Below are 16,145 nucleotides of genomic sequence, written 5' to 3'. Positions count from 1 at the left end.
CTTAAAATATAAAACTAAGTTTTAATCAATAAATAGTACCTTTGCACTTCAATTATTCAAAATGAGATTACATAGAAATTTAGTTTATACTACCATCGACGCACTCAACGCTATTTTCAACGAAGGAGAATATGCGGACAAAGTGGTAGCAAGATCCCTAAAAAAAGACAAACGTTGGGGAAGTTCTGACAGAAAATTTGTTGCCGAAACCATCTACGAAATCGTACGCTGGAAAAGATTATACGCAGAAATTGCCGAAGTAAAAGAACCTTATGACAGAGACAATCTCTGGAGAATGTTCTCTGTATGGGCAGTACTAAGAGGTTACCCTATTCCGGACTGGAGACAATTAGAAGGAACTCCAGAGCGAAAAATAAAAGGACGTTTTGACGAACTTTCAAAAACAAGAGTATTCAAAGAATCTATTCCTGACTGGATGGATGAATTGGGAGCAAAAGAATTAGGCGAAAAAATTTGGTCCAAAGAAATTGCTGCACAAAATCAGCCAGCCAAAGTTATTCTGAGAGTCAACACCCTAAAAACAACAAAAGAAAAATTAAGAGCCATTTTGATGGATTTAAACATCGAAACAGAGTTCCTGAAAGAGCAACCTGATGCATTGGTACTCAAAGAAAGAGCAAATGTTTTCCTCACTGATGCTTTCAAAGAAGGCCTTTTTGAGGTTCAGGACGCCAATTCTCAATTGGTAGCCCATTTTCTAGATGTAAAACCCGGAATGAGAGTTGTAGACACTTGCGCCGGTGCTGGAGGAAAAACATTGCATATTGCCGCTTTAATGGAAAACAAGGGACAATTAATCGCAATGGATTTATACGAAAGTAAACTAAAACAATTAAAACTCAGAGCAAAACGTGACGGTGCTTTCAATATTGAATACCGTATTATTGATTCGACCAAAGTCATCAAAAAACTCCACGAAAGAGCTGACAGAGTATTAATTGACGCTCCTTGCAGCGGACTGGGTGTATTGAAAAGAAATCCAGATTCTAAATGGAAACTCCAACCAGAATTTATTGATAACATCCGAAAAGTACAATCCGAAGTTTTGGAAAGTTATTCTAAAATTGTAAAACCAGGCGGTAAATTAGTTTATGCAACCTGTTCTGTTTTACCATCCGAAAATCAAGAACAAATTGCCCGTTTCTTAAAAACTGAAATTGGTAAACAGTTCAATTTCATAAAAGACCAAAAATTATTAGCCTCAGAATCTGGGTTTGACGGTTTTTATATGGCTTTATTGGAAAGAAAAGAGAACAAAGAATAAAGAGAATAATAGAAGAAAGATAAAAAAACCTCGATATATCGAGGTTTTTTTGTGCGGTTATATTTGACTTGAATCTTCGTTCTTTATTCTATTCTCTTTATTAATCATTCATAGAAATCAAAAATTCATCGTTATTTTTGGTTTTCTTGAAACGGTCATTGATAAAATCCATTGCTTCAACTGGATTCATATCAGATAGATATTTACGCATAATCCACATTCTCTGCAATGTTTTTTGATCCAATAACAAATCATCACGTCTAGTACTTGATGATGTCAAATCGATAGCTGGAAATATACGTTTGTTGGCTATTTTTCTATCCAATTGCAATTCCATATTACCGGTTCCTTTGAATTCCTCAAAGATAACCTCATCCATTTTTGAACCAGTTTCTGTCAAAGCAGTAGCGATAATACTCAAAGACCCTCCATTTTCGACATTACGTGCCGCACCAAAGAAACGTTTTGGTTTTTGCAAAGCATTGGCATCAACACCCCCACTCAAAACCTTTCCAGAAGCGGGTTGTACTGTATTATAAGCACGAGCCAAACGTGTAATCGAATCCAATAAAACAACAACATCGTGACCACATTCTACCAATCTTTTGGCTTTTTCCAAAACGATATTAGCAATTTTAACGTGTTCTTGCGGTTCTCTATCAAATGTAGAAGCAATTACCTCTCCACGAACACTTCGCTGCATATCCGTAACCTCCTCTGGACGCTCGTCGATAAGAAGAACTATCAAATAAATTTCGGGATGATTGGCAGCAATAGCATTTGCTATTTCTTTCAAAAGCATTGTTTTACCTGTTTTTGGCTGCGCCACAATCATACCACGTTGCCCTTTCCCGATAGGAGAAAACAAGTCGATAATTCGTGTCGAAATAGTGCTTTGCTTTTCGGCCAATCTGAATTTTTCTGAAGGAAAAACTGGGGTTAAATGTTCAAAAGAAACACGATCACGAACTACTTGCGGATCATGTCCATTAATCTTCAAAACACGCACAAGAGGAAAGAATTTTTCTCCTTCTTTTGGCGGGCGTACCACTCCTTTTACCGTGTCTCCTGTTTTTAAACCAAACAAACGCACTTGTGAAGTCGATAAATAAATATCATCTGGTGAGGCTAAATAATTGTAATCCGAAGAACGTAAAAAACCATATCCATCCGGCATCATCTCAAGAACCCCCTCACTTTCTATAATACCGTCAAACTCAAAATCGGCATCTTTAAAATTGCTCTTTTTGTTTTTGAAATTCGGATTCTGGTTTTGATTCTGGTTTTGATTTTGATTAGAATTCTGGTTGGAATTTCCATTTTGATTGGAGTTTCCATTCTGATTTGGATTGGACTTAATATTTGGTTTTTGTCCTTTCTTATTTGGTTGGGTTACATCGTCTGCACGATTGCGTTCCTGTGGATTTATTTTTTTCTCAAGAACAGGATTTTCTCCTTTTTCATGAACCGCTTCCGAATTGGATTCTGATAGCGTTTCTTCGGCAACTGCAACTTCTTTCAAAGCTTCTTTTTCTCTTTGCAAAGCCATCTTTTTCTCATAAGCAGACTTGCTAAACTTAACAGCTTTACCCTCTTTTTTTACTGAAGTTTCGGCCTCTTTGACCAAATTATCTTCAGAAGAAACAACCGTTTCTTTCTCTTGAACAATTACAGCCTCCACAATTTCCTTTTTCTCTTCACTATCAAACAAAAGAGGAATTTCATTTTTAGGAACTACTGCTTTTTTTTCTGGCACAATACGTGCTCTTTTAGGCTTCTTTTCTTCTGTTGTCTTCTCTGTTACAGATTCAACAACAACTGTAGCTGCCTGATGATCTAAAATAAGATTAATCAGAGTATCTTTTTTTACACCGTTGAATTTTATGGTTTTAGCCGTTTTAGCTATTTCTTGAAGCTCAGCAAGCTTCATTTCTTTTAATACAGAAATATCAAACATGAATATTCTATTGTTTAATTAATTTTAGGAAATAATGCAAAAAGATTTCTTTAGGTAGTATCTTATTTTTAATGAACCGCAGTATGAAGTGCTTACGGTAATGTTATGCAATAATACAAATAAAATTTATCATACAATAGTATTTATTAAAAAGAAAATATATTTTTGTGCGACAATACAAAGAATATGATACAACGCATTCAAACCATATATTTATTTCTTGCCTTTTTGATGGTAGGCGTTTTGCCGTTTATTTTCCCACTTTGGACATTGAACAATGGCAAAGAGTACTTTTTCATTCAAAATCAGTTTTATGTAATATTGTTTGGCTTAAGCGCCGCGGTAACTATTTACAGTATAATTTCATTCAAAAAAAGACAAACTCAATTTGTTGCCAACAGATTGAATATGATATTAAATTTGATTTTATTAGGATTGTTTGTTTATCATTCACTAAATTTATCTGGAGAAACACCCGCTGTTTCTGAGAAAGGTATTGGGATGTTTCTTCCTGTTTTGACAATCGTTTTATTGGTTTTAGCCAATAAAGGGATCAAAAAGGATGAAGATCTTGTAAAATCTGTGGATCGATTGAGATAAACCTATAAAATTTAATTTATTAATGTGCGAAGAAAACCCGAATGTAACTGTTCGGGTTTTTTTATCGACAAAATTCTGTTTTTTATCTAAAAAATAAAAAATAGAAGATATTCAAATCCTTTTTTTCATAAATTTGAATACAGTAATACATACCATGACAAAGAATATAAGAATCCATCTAGCAGATGATCATCAAATAATTATCCACGGAATTCAGACCCTGCTTAACACCGTACCTCATTTTGAAGTCGTAGGTTTTTCACTCAACGGGAAGACAATTTTTGAAGATTTACAAAAAAACCATGCAGATATTCTCGTTTTAGACATCAGTATGCCCGAAAAAGATGGAATTGAAGTAGTCAAAGAATTTGCTGAAAAAGGTTTCCCTTGCAAAGTAATCATCCTATCGAGTTATGACGATTTAAAATTAATTAAAGAAATCATGGACTTAGGCGTAAGCGGATATTTAACCAAACAATGTGCCGGTGACAATATCATTGAAGCTGTACAGGCTGTTGCCAATGGCGAAGAATATTTTAGCGAATCCATTCGAGAAAAAATTTTCAATCACGCAACGAAAAACAACCCAAAACTAAACACATACAAACCCAAAGTCAATCCATTACTAACTGAACGCGAGATAGAAATCATCATATTAATCGCATTGGAATATAGTGGAAAAGAAATAAGCGAACAGCTTTTTATAAGTACCAATACTGTTGAAACACACAGAAAAAATATTATGAAAAAACTAAAAGCCAAAAACACTATCGGTATCGTTAAATATGCCATGAATAATCATTTAATTATATCTTAGCTAAGATTTCCTAATCATTCGATGCTATTATTTATCGCTTATCCTCAGTATGCAAAAAAACAAGTTTCGACTACTATTCTTCTTTTTACTTCTAATCAGTTTTAGTCAAAACTCATTTGCCCAAAACAAAATACTTTCTCAAAAAGAAATCATTTTATTGCTGAAAGATGCCAGAGCAAACAGAATAAATGGTGATTATGAGAAATCTTTAATCAAATCAAGGATTGCGCTAGAACAATCAATCAAAAACAAAAACAACACTTTAATAGCCAACTCTTACCTTGTCATAGCTTCCAACTTTGACGAACTGACAGAACCTTTAAAAGCACTGCATTATTACAACCTTGGTCTTTATTACGTTAACAAAACAAATAACAACACGCTAAAAAACCAATACTACAACAATCTTGGAAATATTTATTGTTTTGACAAAAAACAATACGACAAAGGAATATATTACTACAAAAAATCGCTGGAACACAGTAAAAAAATTCTGGATAGAAAACAAATATTCCTTACAAATCTCAATATTACGTGGGCCTATTTTGACGTTGAAAAATTTAACGAAGGATACCCTTATTTAAGATACATCGACAAATACCAATCTATTGATGGCGACGATTCATCTATTGTAGCGTTGAATATGCTGAACGGTATGTTCTACAGCTTTATCAATAACAACGAAAAGGCAACAGAAGCATTCGAAAAAGCCATAAAACTGGGAACTCTTGGAAATGAAAAATCTGATTTATCCTTTTCTTATCTTGAATATTCCAAATTTTTAAACAAAACCAACCAACCCAAAAAAGCGTACGACAACCTGTTGCTTTATTATAAAATCACCAATGAACTCAACATTGAAGAAAAATTAACAAAAGCCAATGTGATAGGTGTAAATCTTGAAATCGACCATTACAAAAGAGAAATCGACAAGATTGAAACGACTTATAAAATTAAACAAGACAAACTCATTGAAGAACAATCCAAGAATAAAAAAATCGCCATAATCGTAATTTTCCTTTTGATATGCATGATTATTTTCTTCTATTTTTTTGTTCAAAACATTCATTTGAAACAAAAAAATAAACTCAAAGACATTCGAAGCAAAATTCAGGAAAATATCATCAATGCGTCTATCAATGGCCAGGAATTGGAACGAAAAAAAATCGCCTTGTTTTTGCATGACAACATTAGTTCACTACTTTCGTCGGCGGGATTACATCTCAATGTTTTCACATCAATCAATAAAGCGCAACCCGAGGAAATCAACAAAACGAAAGAAATCCTGGAAGAGGCTCACAACCAAATCCGAAACCTTTCGCACGAACTGATGCCTACTCTACTGGTTCGATTTGGACTACTATACGCATTGGAAGACTTATGCGAAAAAACATCAAACTCAAGAATTAAAATTCTTTTTAACACAGATATCGCAATCAAGAAAAGATACAATGAGGATTTTGAGATGAAACTCTACTTCATCATTGCAGAATTACTCAACAATATCATAAAACACAGCGGAGCAAATAACGCCGAAATTATCATCAAAGAAATTGAAAACAAACTTTCGATTGTTGTATCCGATGACGGAACAGGTTTTATGGACACTCAACTGGAAGCAACCGAAGGTTTTGGAATCAACCAAATCAGAGCCCGAATAAACAATATGAAAGGGGAATTCAATATTAATTCGGTACTAAATAAAGGAACAACTGTAAGCCTTATAATCCCGATTATCAATTAGGAATCACACTTTTTTATCTATTTCGATAATTTCCAAATCTTTAATTGCCACTCCGTCTATCACAAAACGAAGCATCGTACGCACCTGATGAAAACCACTCTTTCCCGCAGCTCCCGGATTCATATGCAATAGATTATTCTTTTTATCAAAAATCACTTTCAAAATATGCGAATGGCCACAAATGAACAATTTTGGGGGATTCGATGCCATTTCAGCCTTCAGAGCCGGATTGTATTTCCCGGGATAGCCACCAATATGCGTTATCCAAACATCAACTCCTTCGCAAAAAAAACGATTGTGCAACGGAAATTCCAACCTCGCTTGAGTATCATCAATATTGCCATACACACAGCGCAGCGGTTTTAGCTTTTTTATCGTATCGGTAACCACCAAATCCCCAATATCACCCGCATGCCAAACCTCATCGGCCTGAGCGACATATTTTAAAATTGTGTCATCAATATGACTGTGCGTATCCGAAAGGAGGAGAATTTTTTTCATGTTTATTTAAAGAAACTAAGATTCTAAGTTGCTAAGATACTAAGCTTATCTTTGTTTCTTCGAAAATAAACTCAATCATTTAGCAACTTATAATCTTAGCAACTTCAAAATAAATCTTTGTACCTTTGAACCTCAAAACTTTTGAACTTATACCTTGAGATATTTTATAAAACTGGCATACAACGGGACCAAATATAACGGCTGGCAAATTCAACCGAATGCTCCTTCTGTGCAAGAAACCATGAACAAAGCATTTTCGGTTATTCTCAGAACCGAGATTAATCTTATGGGAGCGGGAAGAACAGACACAGGAGTTCATGCCAAAGAAATGTATGCCCATTTTGATTATGATTCGGTTTTGGAGATTCCAAGTTTAATACACAAACTCAATTCTTTTCTACCAAAAGACATTGTGATTTATGATATTTTTGAAGTTTCAGATGAAGCACATACTCGTTTTGATGCCACCAAAAGAACTTATGAATACCATATAAATACTTTTAAGGATGCATTTCTTCAGGATCAAAGCTGTTATTTTCATCAAAAACTGGATTTAGATTTAATGAATGAAGCCGCAAAAACATTATTAAATCATACCGATTTTCAATGTTTTTCTAAAGTAAATACCGATGTAAACACTTTTGATTGCACTATATTTGAAGCGTATTGGACACAGGAAAACGGAAAATTAATTTTTACCATTTCGGCCAATCGTTTTCTACGAAACATGGTTCGGTCTATTGTGGGAACTTTAATCAACATAGGATTGCATAAAATCACTTTGAATGATTTTGAAACCATTATCAAAGGCAAAAACAGGGAAAAAGCAGGATTTTCGGTTCCGGCACATGGTTTATATTTAACCAAAATAGAATATGATTTTGAGAAAATTAGACAATTGGGTAATTAGATAATTAGATAATTGGATAATAAATTACAGAAGGCCGAAAACTCATAACTCATAACTCATAACTCATAACTCATAACTTATAACTTATAATTAACAATTCATAATTCATAAAGTCAATTTTGAAAGCAAAAGCATTTGATACCCGATTATTCAAGAGAATTTTAACTTACACCAAACCCTATAAATGGCGTTTTAATGGGGTGATTATTTTTGCCATTTCATTATCGGTATTTGCGGCGCTTCGCCCTTATTTGCTCAAGCAAACCGTTGACAGTTATATTCAGCCCAAAGACCAAAACGGTTTATTGATTTATATTTCTTTAATGGGTTTTGTGCTGTTACTTGAGGTTTTGTCTCAATTTTTCTTTGTGTATTGGGCCAACTGGCTTGGTCAGGATATCGTGAAAGATATTCGGATTAAACTATTCAAACACATTTTGAGTTTCCGAATGAAATATTTTGACTTGGTTCCAGTGGGTCAGCTTGTAACCCGTTCCGTATCTGATATTGAAGCGATTGCACGCATTTTCAGCCAAGGATTATTTATGATTATTAGCGACTTGATGAAGATGGTCGTGGTACTTCTTTTTATGTTTTACATGAACTGGAAACTCACTTGGATTGTGATTGTTGCGATGCCTATATTAGTTTTCATTACCCGAATTTTCCAAAAAAAGATGCAAGTTGCCTTTGAAGAAGTACGAACCCAAATAGCCAATATGAACTCTTTTGTCCAAGAAAGAGTAACCGGAATGAAAATCGTTCAGCTTTTTCATCGCGAAGACATTGAAGCCGAAAAATTCAGAATTATCAACGAAAAACACAATAGAGCTTGGATAAAAACCATTTTGTACAACTCCATTTTCTTTCCAATTGCAGATATTATTTCGTCACTAACACTTGGTTTTGTTGTTTTATACGGAGGATTCAACATTTTGCATGGAGACAACACCACCACATTTGGGGATTTATTTTCATACACGATGTTTATCAGTATGTTGTTTAATCCGTTGCGCCAAATTGCGGATAAATTCAACGAAATGCAACTGGGAATGATTGCCGCCAACCGTGTTTTTGACATCTTGGACACCCAAGACCAAATACAAGATACAGGAACTATCGAAGCTCCGTTATTTGATGGAGACATCCGTTTTGAGGATGTTCGTTTTGGCTACATTCCAGACGAAGAAGTAATAAAAGGAATCAACCTTGATGTCAAAGCGAGTCAGACGATTGCGATTGTTGGTTCTACCGGAGCCGGAAAATCGACTATCATTAATTTACTGAATCGTTTCTACGAAATCAATAGCGGTTCCATTTTCATAGACGATCATAATATTGAAAATTACACTTTAAGTTCGTTGCGCAAGCAAATTGCTGTTGTTTTGCAGGACGTGTTTCTTTTTGCCGATACTATCTACAACAACATAACACTCAACAATCCCGAAATCACGAGAGAAAAAGTACTTGACGCAGCCAAGAAAATAGGCGTGCATGATTTCATTATGAGTTTGCCGGACAATTATGATTTTGATGTAAAAGAGCGTGGCGTAATGCTTTCGTCAGGGCAACGACAACTTATTGCATTTTTGAGGGCATATGTGAGTAATCCGAGTATCTTGATTCTTGACGAAGCAACTTCGTCTATCGATACCTATTCGGAGGAATTAATTCAGAGAGCGACCGAAACGATTACCAAAGGAAGGACTTCGATTGTAATTGCCCACCGATTGGCAACAATTGTAAATGCTGATAAAATTGTCGTGATGGACAAAGGTCATATCGTAGAACAAGGAACTCATCAGGAATTAATAAATCAGGAAAAAGGACATTATAAAAACTTGTACGATTCGCAGTTTAGCACTTCCAATTCGGATAGTTTTTTATAACACAAGAGGCTATTTTTTTTTGATAATCCTTATATCGATGGAGATTTAATTTCTAAAAATCTTCGCAAAAAAAACGCCAACAAAAACTAATTGAGTGAGAATGATTAGTAAAAGTGTCGCAAGACAGATGTAAGTTAAATACATTTGGGCTTGCATTGAATTCAGAAATTCCTCAGCATTTAAAGAAGAATAATCATTAAGTTTTCGATTTAAAAACCAAACTAATACAAAGCCGCCGATTGAAATAATGACATGTGAATAAATAATAAAGTTACTGATTGGAATTTCTCTTTTCTGAATGTACAAGTGAATAATTCCTAAAAACATGTAAAGTATAAAGAATAAAATTCCTAAATGTAAATTTTTTATAACAAAATAAGTGTCATGAATACTTATGTCAAATGATTCTTTTGGGTTTCTATATGATAGAAAAAATATAATCAGAGCGAACAAAAAAAAGTAAAAATATGTTTTGTTAAAAATACTATCCATTTCTTTTTCAGTATTTATTATAATTTTACTACAATACGATATTATAGTTTGTTGTTAAGCTAGGTAAAAATGACACCAATCAAATTTTTAAGAGTTTTGTTTTCCTAAAATTAGTTTTTTTTATAAGAATAGCAAAAAAACTGAAAGGGTTTTAAATTGATTGCAAAAATGCAAAATGTTAATCTTTAGCCCCGATGGAAGTGGAAATCCTTGTGGGTCTCGTTTTTTTTTTAACGAGACCCACAAGATTGTAACGGACAGCGGGACCAATGTTTACTGAAAATGCCAAATTTTTCTGCTCCAAAAAATAATTTTTAAAACATTTTCCTAACAAAATGTAACTAAACTTTATCTAAACTAAATTTTCCAATAATTAAATAAATCCTTAAATTCGCACTCTCAATTTATTGATATTAAATGTGAATAATTACAATGAATTTTTACTGATTCATTTTTACAATAATTTAAACAAAAAAGAAAGAAAATGACAAGAGCGTTAGCAATTGCATTTCACATTAAAAAACAAATAAAAAAAAATTGAAATGAAATACGATATTATAGTTTTAGGAAGTGGTCCTGGAGGATATGTTACAGCAATTAGAGCCTCTCAATTAGGATTTAAAGTGGCTGTGGTTGAAAAAGAAAACCTTGGTGGTGTTTGCTTGAACTGGGGATGTATCCCAACGAAAGCATTATTGAAATCGGCTCAGGTTTTTGATTATTTGAAACATGCTTCGGATTACGGATTGACTGTAAAAGAATTTGACAAAGACTTCTCAGCTGTTGTAAACAGAAGTAGAGGTGTTGCTGAAGGAATGAGCAAAGGTGTTCAATTCTTGATGAAAAAAAATAAAATCGACGTTATTGAAGGTTTTGGAAAACTAAAACCAGGAAAAAAACTTGACGTTACCGATAAAGACGGAAAAGTTACTGAATATAGTGCAGATCACATTATTATTGCTACTGGAGCTCGTTCTCGTGAGTTGCCAAACTTGCCGCAAGATGGTGTAAAAGTTATTGGTTACCGTCAAGCAATGACATTACCAACGCAACCAAAATCGATGATTATTGTAGGTTCTGGAGCTATTGGAGTGGAGTTTGCACATTTCTACAACTCAATGGGAACAGAGGTTACCATCGTAGAATTTATGCCAAACGTTGTTCCTGTTGAAGACGAAGATATCTCTAAGCAATTTGAGCGTTCTTTGAAAAAATCTGGAATCAATGTAATGACCAACTCTTCTGTTGAGAAAATTGACACTAGCGGAAATGGCGTTAAAGCATTCGTTAAAACCGCAAAAGGAGAAGTAGTTCTAGAAGCTGATATTTTATTGTCTGCTGTTGGAATCAAAACTAACATCGAAAACATTGGATTGGAAGAAGTTGGTATTGCTGTTGACCGTGATAAAATATTGGTAAACGCATACAACGCTACTAACATTCCGGGATATTACGCAATTGGTGACGTAACTCCAGGACAAGCGTTGGCACACGTTGCTTCTGCTGAAGGAATTAACTGTGTTGAAAAAATCAAAGGGTTACACGTTGAACCAATCGATTACGGAAACGTTCCAGGTTGTACTTATGCTACTCCAGAAATCGCTTCTGTTGGTTTAACCGAAAAAGCGGCTAAAGAAAAAGGATACGAATTGAAAATTGGTAAATTCCCATTCTCTGCTTCTGGGAAAGCAAAAGCTGCCGGAAACGCTGATGGTTTTGTAAAAGTAATTTTTGATGCCAAATATGGCGAATGGTTAGGATGCCACATGATTGGTGCCGGTGTTACCGATATGATTGCTGAGGCTGTTGTAGCTCGTAAACTGGAAACTACTGGTCACGAAATCCTAAAAGCCATCCACCCTCACCCAACAATGAGCGAGGCAGTTATGGAAGCGGTTGCTGATGCTTACGGTGAAGTAATTCACTTGTAATAGAATATCTCCCGTACAGACGCGATTTATCGCGTCTCTGATTAATCGCATCTCTACAGATGACATTATAAAAATCCGTTTTTGTGAAAACAAAACGGATTTTTTTTTGGATTCTTTTCAAAAATGGGCTTACACTTTTAAAAAAATACTTTTTTAGCAATTCAGTATCCCTGAGTTCAATTAATGTCTTATCCCACTACGATTATATGTATTTTTGCAAAATTAAATTTAAGACCGACTGTCTTTTTAAAGAAATATAAAAAACAATTTAAAATATAATTTTTTAGCATGAGAAGTGATGAAGTAAAAAAAGGGTACCAAAGAGCGCCCCATAGATCATTGTTTAGAGCAACAGGATTAGTAGACGAGGATTTTGACAAACCATTTATCGGTGTTGCCAATTCATTTATAGAAATAATTCCGGGACACTTTTTTCTAGATAGAGTTTCCCGAATCATAAAAGAAGAAATAAAGGCCAATGGATGCGTTCCGTTCGAATTCAACACTATTGGTGTTGATGACGGTATCGCTATGGGACATGACGGTATGCTTTTTTCATTGCCTTCAAGAGAACTCATCGCCAATTCCATCGAAACAGTTATGAATGCACACAAACTGGACGCCATGATAGCCATTCCAAACTGCGACAAAATTGTTCCAGGAATGATTATGGGTGCTTTACGTGTGGATGTTCCAACTATATTTGTGAGTGGTGGTCCAATGAAAAAAGGACATACTAAAGATGGTGTGCCAATTGACCTAGCCACAGCTTTTGAAGCCGTTGGAAAATTCGAAGCCGGCGAAATGAACGAGGAAGAACTTAAAGATATTGAATGCAACGCTTGTCCTAGCGGCGGAAGTTGTTCGGGGATGTTTACAGCAAACTCCATGAATACACTTATGGAAGCCATGGGAATTGCATTGCCTGGAAATGGAACTATTTTGGCTTTGACAAAAGAACGTGAAGAACTTTACAGAAGCGCTGCCAGAAGAATTTGCGAAATTGCCAAAGACAAAGCGCTTACCGAAAAGTTCAAACTTAGAAATATCCTTAACGAAAATGCTGTAAAAAATGCATTTGCCGTTGATATGGCGATGGGCGGTAGTTCTAATACCGTTTTACACATGTTGGCAATTGCCAAAGAAGCTAATGTTAACTTCAATCTTGAAGACATCAACAGCATCTCAAAAAGAGTTTCGCATATTGCAAAAATTTCTCCAAGTTTGTCAACTGTTCACATGGAAGACATCAACAAAGCAGGTGGTGTAAATGCAGTAATGAAAGAAATGACCAAAAGAGGTGATGATATTTTATTGGAAAACCTTACCATAAGTGGCGAAACTGTAATGGAAAAAATTAAAGACGCCTATATAAAAGACACCAACATTATTCACACCATTGACAACCCTTATTCTAAAGTAGGTGGTTTGGCTGTTTTATACGGTAATTTGGCCGAGCAAGGTGCCGTGATTAAAACCGCAGGAATCACTGGAGACCGAGTTTTCACAGGTACTGCAGTTTGTTTTGACGGTCAACTAGAAGCCGTTGCCGGAATTACAGGTGGTAAAGTAAAAGCCGGAAACGTAGTCGTTATTCGATACGAAGGTCCAAAAGGTGGTCCAGGAATGCAGGAAATGCTAGCCCCAACTTCCTTGATTATGGGAATGGGCTTGGGAGCCAAAGTTGCATTAATAACAGATGGTAGATTTAGTGGTGCAACTCGTGGAGCCAGTATCGGTCACGTTAGTCCAGAAGCTGCCGAAGGTGGTATGATCGGATTGCTTAAAGATGGTGACGAAATTCATATTGATGTGGATCAATATATTTTGTCTGTGAATTTGAGTGATGAAGAAATTGCCAAAAGAAGAGCAGAATTTGTTCCTGTGAAAAAAGAATTGACTTCAAGATGGTTAGGCCAATACAGAAGCTTGGTTACCAATGCAAGCAGCGGAGCCGTTTTGAAATCAGATTTGTTTTAAAAACCAGATAGACTTCGATCAAAATACAATCCAACCCCGTTTAAAATTTTAAACGGGGTTTTGTTTTGATAGCAATTCACGGTAGAGACGCGATTAATCGCATCTCTACTATGATTAATAGCGTCTCTGCAAAAACGACAAAAAAGAATAGAACATTAGCCTCGATTCCATTTTGCAAATCCTTAAAAGTGAAGTATATTTACTATCAAATAAAAAATATAAAAAAAATGATACACAACAACATATTAGAAACGATTGGTAATACCCCACATGTAAAAATCAATAAATTGTTCGGTCCAGATACAAATGTTTGGGTAAAACTCGAAAAAACAAATCCTGGAGCCAGCATCAAAGACAGAATTGCTTTGTCGATGATAGAAGATGCAGAGCAAAAAGGATTACTGCAAAAAGGCAGCACTATAATAGAAGCCACTTCTGGAAATACAGGAATTGGACTTGCAATGGTTGCAGCCGTAAAAGGATACAGATTAATTCTGGTAATGCCAGATTCCATGTCGATAGAAAGACGTAGACTGATGAGTATTTATGGAGCCGAATTTGTACTGACTCCACGCGAAAAAGGAATGAAAGGATCTCTGGAAAAAGCTAATGAATTAATCAAAGAAATTCCAAATTCATGGTCTCCTTTACAATTTGACAACCCTTCGAATATCGAAATTCATAAAACAACCACTGCTCAGGAAATATTAAAAGCTTTTCCAAATGGATTGGATTATTTGATTACGGGAGTTGGAACCGGCGGACATCTTACTGGCTGCGCCGAAGTGCTTAAACAACATTATCCAAATCTAAAAATATTTGCTGTAGAACCCGAATTATCCCCTGTTATAAGTGGAGGAGCACCTTCACCCCACCCTATTCAAGGTATTGGAGCTGGTTTTATCCCAACCAATTTACACACAGAAATCCTTGACGGGACCATACAAGTAAGTAAAGATGAAGCCTATGAATATGCACAGAGAGCTGCCAAAGAAGAGGGTATTCTTCTAGGAATTTCTTCGGGGGCAGCTTTGGCCGCTGTCGCAAAAAAACTAAAAGAGATTCCATCAGATTCCAAAGTACTTACCTTTTGCTATGACACCGGAGAACGCTATTTAAGCATCGAAGGTTTATTCGAATAAAAAAATCCTCATAATCAAACCGATTTGTTTTCTCAAATCGGTTTTTTTATGTCTAATATTCTTTTAAAAAATGACCATCAATACATAAATAACTCATTTTCAATTCATTTAAAACAAAAAACTTTAGATTTAAAAATTTTAACACCATATTTTTTTGTAAATTAGTAGTCCTCAAAAAATTGCTGGGCAAAAAAGTTTTTAAACAAAAGGTTTAAAAAGGCTGATCACAATCACGAACTGCTGGAACACCCACTAACCTCACTAGACTGTCCTTGTCAATTCGACCAATAAAATATTCTCAATAAAAAAACTGCTCTACAGAACAAAAGAGTAGGCAAATTCAATTCAAAAAAGTTTGATTTAAATTTATAAGAGATGAAAGCAATTAAAATATTTTTAATGAATGCCCTTTTTCTTGGTGTGCTCCTGATTCAAAGTACCAGTTTACATGCCCAAGATCCTATGAAAGTAGCACACAATGTGTATAAAAAAGTGCTGCTTGACAATGAAAGAGTGAGAGTTATGGAAGTTGTATTTCCTCCAGGCGTGGCAACAGCTTGGCACAGCCATCCTGACCATACTGTTTATGCTGAAACTGCTGGTAGAATTCAAATAACAGACAAAGGCAAACCTGCTGCCACCATCGATGTTAAAGCAGGTACAGCCATGTTTCTGCCTGCTGTAACTCATATGGCAAAAAATGTCGGGAATACTACTTTAAAATTAATAGTAACAGAAATAAAGCCTCAAAAAAAATAAAACAGCTATTCATTCGTTCTCTTTTTTGACAGCAATTTAAAAATATCAAAATCTGATTTCTTTTTAACGAATCAGATTTTTTTTTATGTTTTCCTTCCCCTTTTTTTATACCAAAAATTCACCTATTCTAGTCCATAC

Annotated in this window: 12 protein-coding genes; 10 read left to right on the top strand and 2 right to left on the bottom strand. The window is 35.0% G+C overall.

Annotated features, from left to right (window positions below; genetic code table 11):
* The first annotated feature begins 61 nt into the window (after positions 1-61).
* A complete protein-coding gene (locus EM308_RS10045; protein ID WP_035640149.1) occupies positions 62-1,285 on the top strand; it encodes an RsmB/NOP family class I SAM-dependent RNA methyltransferase in 1,224 nt (407 codons plus the stop codon).
* 100 nt (positions 1,286-1,385) lie between these two features.
* Here EM308_RS10045 and rho read toward each other — a convergent pair whose 3' ends face one another.
* Complete coding sequence (gene rho / locus EM308_RS10040) at positions 1,386-3,242, bottom strand: transcription termination factor Rho (protein ID WP_035640151.1); 1,857 nt, start codon at positions 3,240-3,242, stop codon at positions 1,386-1,388.
* 186 nt (positions 3,243-3,428) lie between these two features.
* Between rho and EM308_RS10035 the strand changes: the two genes are divergently transcribed.
* From EM308_RS10035 to EM308_RS10025, 3 genes are all read left to right on the top strand, one after another.
* Positions 3,429-3,842: a DUF4293 domain-containing protein gene (locus EM308_RS10035; protein ID WP_035640153.1), complete on the top strand. Its 414-nt coding sequence runs from the start codon at positions 3,429-3,431 to the stop codon at positions 3,840-3,842.
* A 154-nt stretch (positions 3,843-3,996) separates the two neighbouring features.
* A complete protein-coding gene (locus EM308_RS10030; RefSeq protein WP_035640155.1) occupies positions 3,997-4,659 on the top strand; it encodes a response regulator transcription factor in 663 nt (220 codons plus the stop codon).
* Between the two features lie 49 nt (positions 4,660-4,708).
* Complete coding sequence (locus EM308_RS10025; RefSeq protein ID WP_035640157.1) at positions 4,709-6,403, top strand: tetratricopeptide repeat-containing sensor histidine kinase; 1,695 nt, start codon at positions 4,709-4,711, stop codon at positions 6,401-6,403.
* Between the two features lie 3 nt (positions 6,404-6,406).
* Here the strand turns inward: EM308_RS10025 and EM308_RS10020 are convergent, their stop codons facing one another.
* The gene (locus EM308_RS10020) at positions 6,407-6,904 is read right to left on the bottom strand and encodes a metallophosphoesterase family protein (protein WP_035640159.1); all 498 of its coding nucleotides are present in this window, start codon (positions 6,902-6,904) and stop codon (positions 6,407-6,409) included.
* A gap of 154 nt (positions 6,905-7,058) precedes the next feature.
* Here EM308_RS10020 and truA point away from each other — a divergent pair, with 154 nt between their 5' ends.
* From truA to EM308_RS09985, 6 genes are all read left to right on the top strand, one after another.
* Positions 7,059-7,814: a tRNA pseudouridine(38-40) synthase TruA gene (gene truA, locus EM308_RS10015; protein WP_035640160.1), complete on the top strand. Its 756-nt coding sequence runs from the start codon at positions 7,059-7,061 to the stop codon at positions 7,812-7,814.
* Between the two features lie 119 nt (positions 7,815-7,933).
* Positions 7,934-9,703, top strand: coding sequence for an ABC transporter ATP-binding protein (locus tag EM308_RS10010; RefSeq protein ID WP_035640162.1), 1,770 nt, complete (start codon positions 7,934-7,936; stop codon positions 9,701-9,703).
* 1,034 nt (positions 9,704-10,737) lie between these two features.
* Positions 10,738-12,126 carry a dihydrolipoyl dehydrogenase gene (gene lpdA, locus EM308_RS10000; RefSeq protein ID WP_035640164.1) on the top strand — a complete coding sequence of 463 codons (1,389 nt, stop codon included), beginning with the start codon at positions 10,738-10,740 and terminating at the stop codon, positions 12,124-12,126.
* Positions 12,127-12,414: 288 nt separating this feature from the next.
* Positions 12,415-14,106, top strand: coding sequence for a dihydroxy-acid dehydratase (ilvD, locus tag EM308_RS09995; protein ID WP_035640166.1), 1,692 nt, complete (start codon positions 12,415-12,417; stop codon positions 14,104-14,106).
* Between the two features lie 227 nt (positions 14,107-14,333).
* Positions 14,334-15,248 (top strand): cysteine synthase A, encoded by a 915-nt coding sequence (gene cysK / locus EM308_RS09990; RefSeq protein WP_035640195.1) that lies wholly within the window; start codon positions 14,334-14,336, stop codon positions 15,246-15,248.
* A gap of 399 nt (positions 15,249-15,647) precedes the next feature.
* Positions 15,648-16,007 (top strand): cupin domain-containing protein, encoded by a 360-nt coding sequence (locus EM308_RS09985; RefSeq protein WP_197056151.1) that lies wholly within the window; start codon positions 15,648-15,650, stop codon positions 16,005-16,007.
* The last annotated feature ends 138 nt before the right edge of the window (positions 16,008-16,145 follow it).

The sequence above is a fragment of the Flavobacterium gilvum genome (assembly GCF_001761465.1).
Lineage (GTDB): Bacteria > Bacteroidota > Bacteroidia > Flavobacteriales > Flavobacteriaceae > Flavobacterium > Flavobacterium gilvum.
Note: the sequence above shows the minus strand (reverse complement) of the source record. Positions and strands in the feature narration are given on the sequence as shown.

Excerpts from the sequence above, each read along its gene's own strand:
- EM308_RS10045 (WP_035640149.1), top strand. The coding sequence starts at position 62 with ATGAGATTACATAGAAATTTAGTTTATACTACCATCGACGCACTCAAC.
- rho (WP_035640151.1), bottom strand. The coding sequence starts at position 3,242 with ATGTTTGATATTTCTGTATTAAAAGAAATGAAGCTTGCTGAGCTTCAA.
- EM308_RS10035 (WP_035640153.1), top strand. The coding sequence starts at position 3,429 with ATGATACAACGCATTCAAACCATATATTTATTTCTTGCCTTTTTGATG.
- EM308_RS10030 (WP_035640155.1), top strand. The coding sequence starts at position 3,997 with ATGACAAAGAATATAAGAATCCATCTAGCAGATGATCATCAAATAATT.
- EM308_RS10025 (WP_035640157.1), top strand. The coding sequence starts at position 4,709 with ATGCAAAAAAACAAGTTTCGACTACTATTCTTCTTTTTACTTCTAATC.
- EM308_RS10020 (WP_035640159.1), bottom strand. The coding sequence starts at position 6,904 with ATGAAAAAAATTCTCCTCCTTTCGGATACGCACAGTCATATTGATGAC.
- lpdA (WP_035640164.1), top strand. The coding sequence starts at position 10,738 with ATGAAATACGATATTATAGTTTTAGGAAGTGGTCCTGGAGGATATGTT.
- ilvD (WP_035640166.1), top strand. The coding sequence starts at position 12,415 with ATGAGAAGTGATGAAGTAAAAAAAGGGTACCAAAGAGCGCCCCATAGA.
- cysK (WP_035640195.1), top strand. The coding sequence starts at position 14,334 with ATGATACACAACAACATATTAGAAACGATTGGTAATACCCCACATGTA.
- EM308_RS09985 (WP_197056151.1), top strand. The coding sequence starts at position 15,648 with ATGAATGCCCTTTTTCTTGGTGTGCTCCTGATTCAAAGTACCAGTTTA.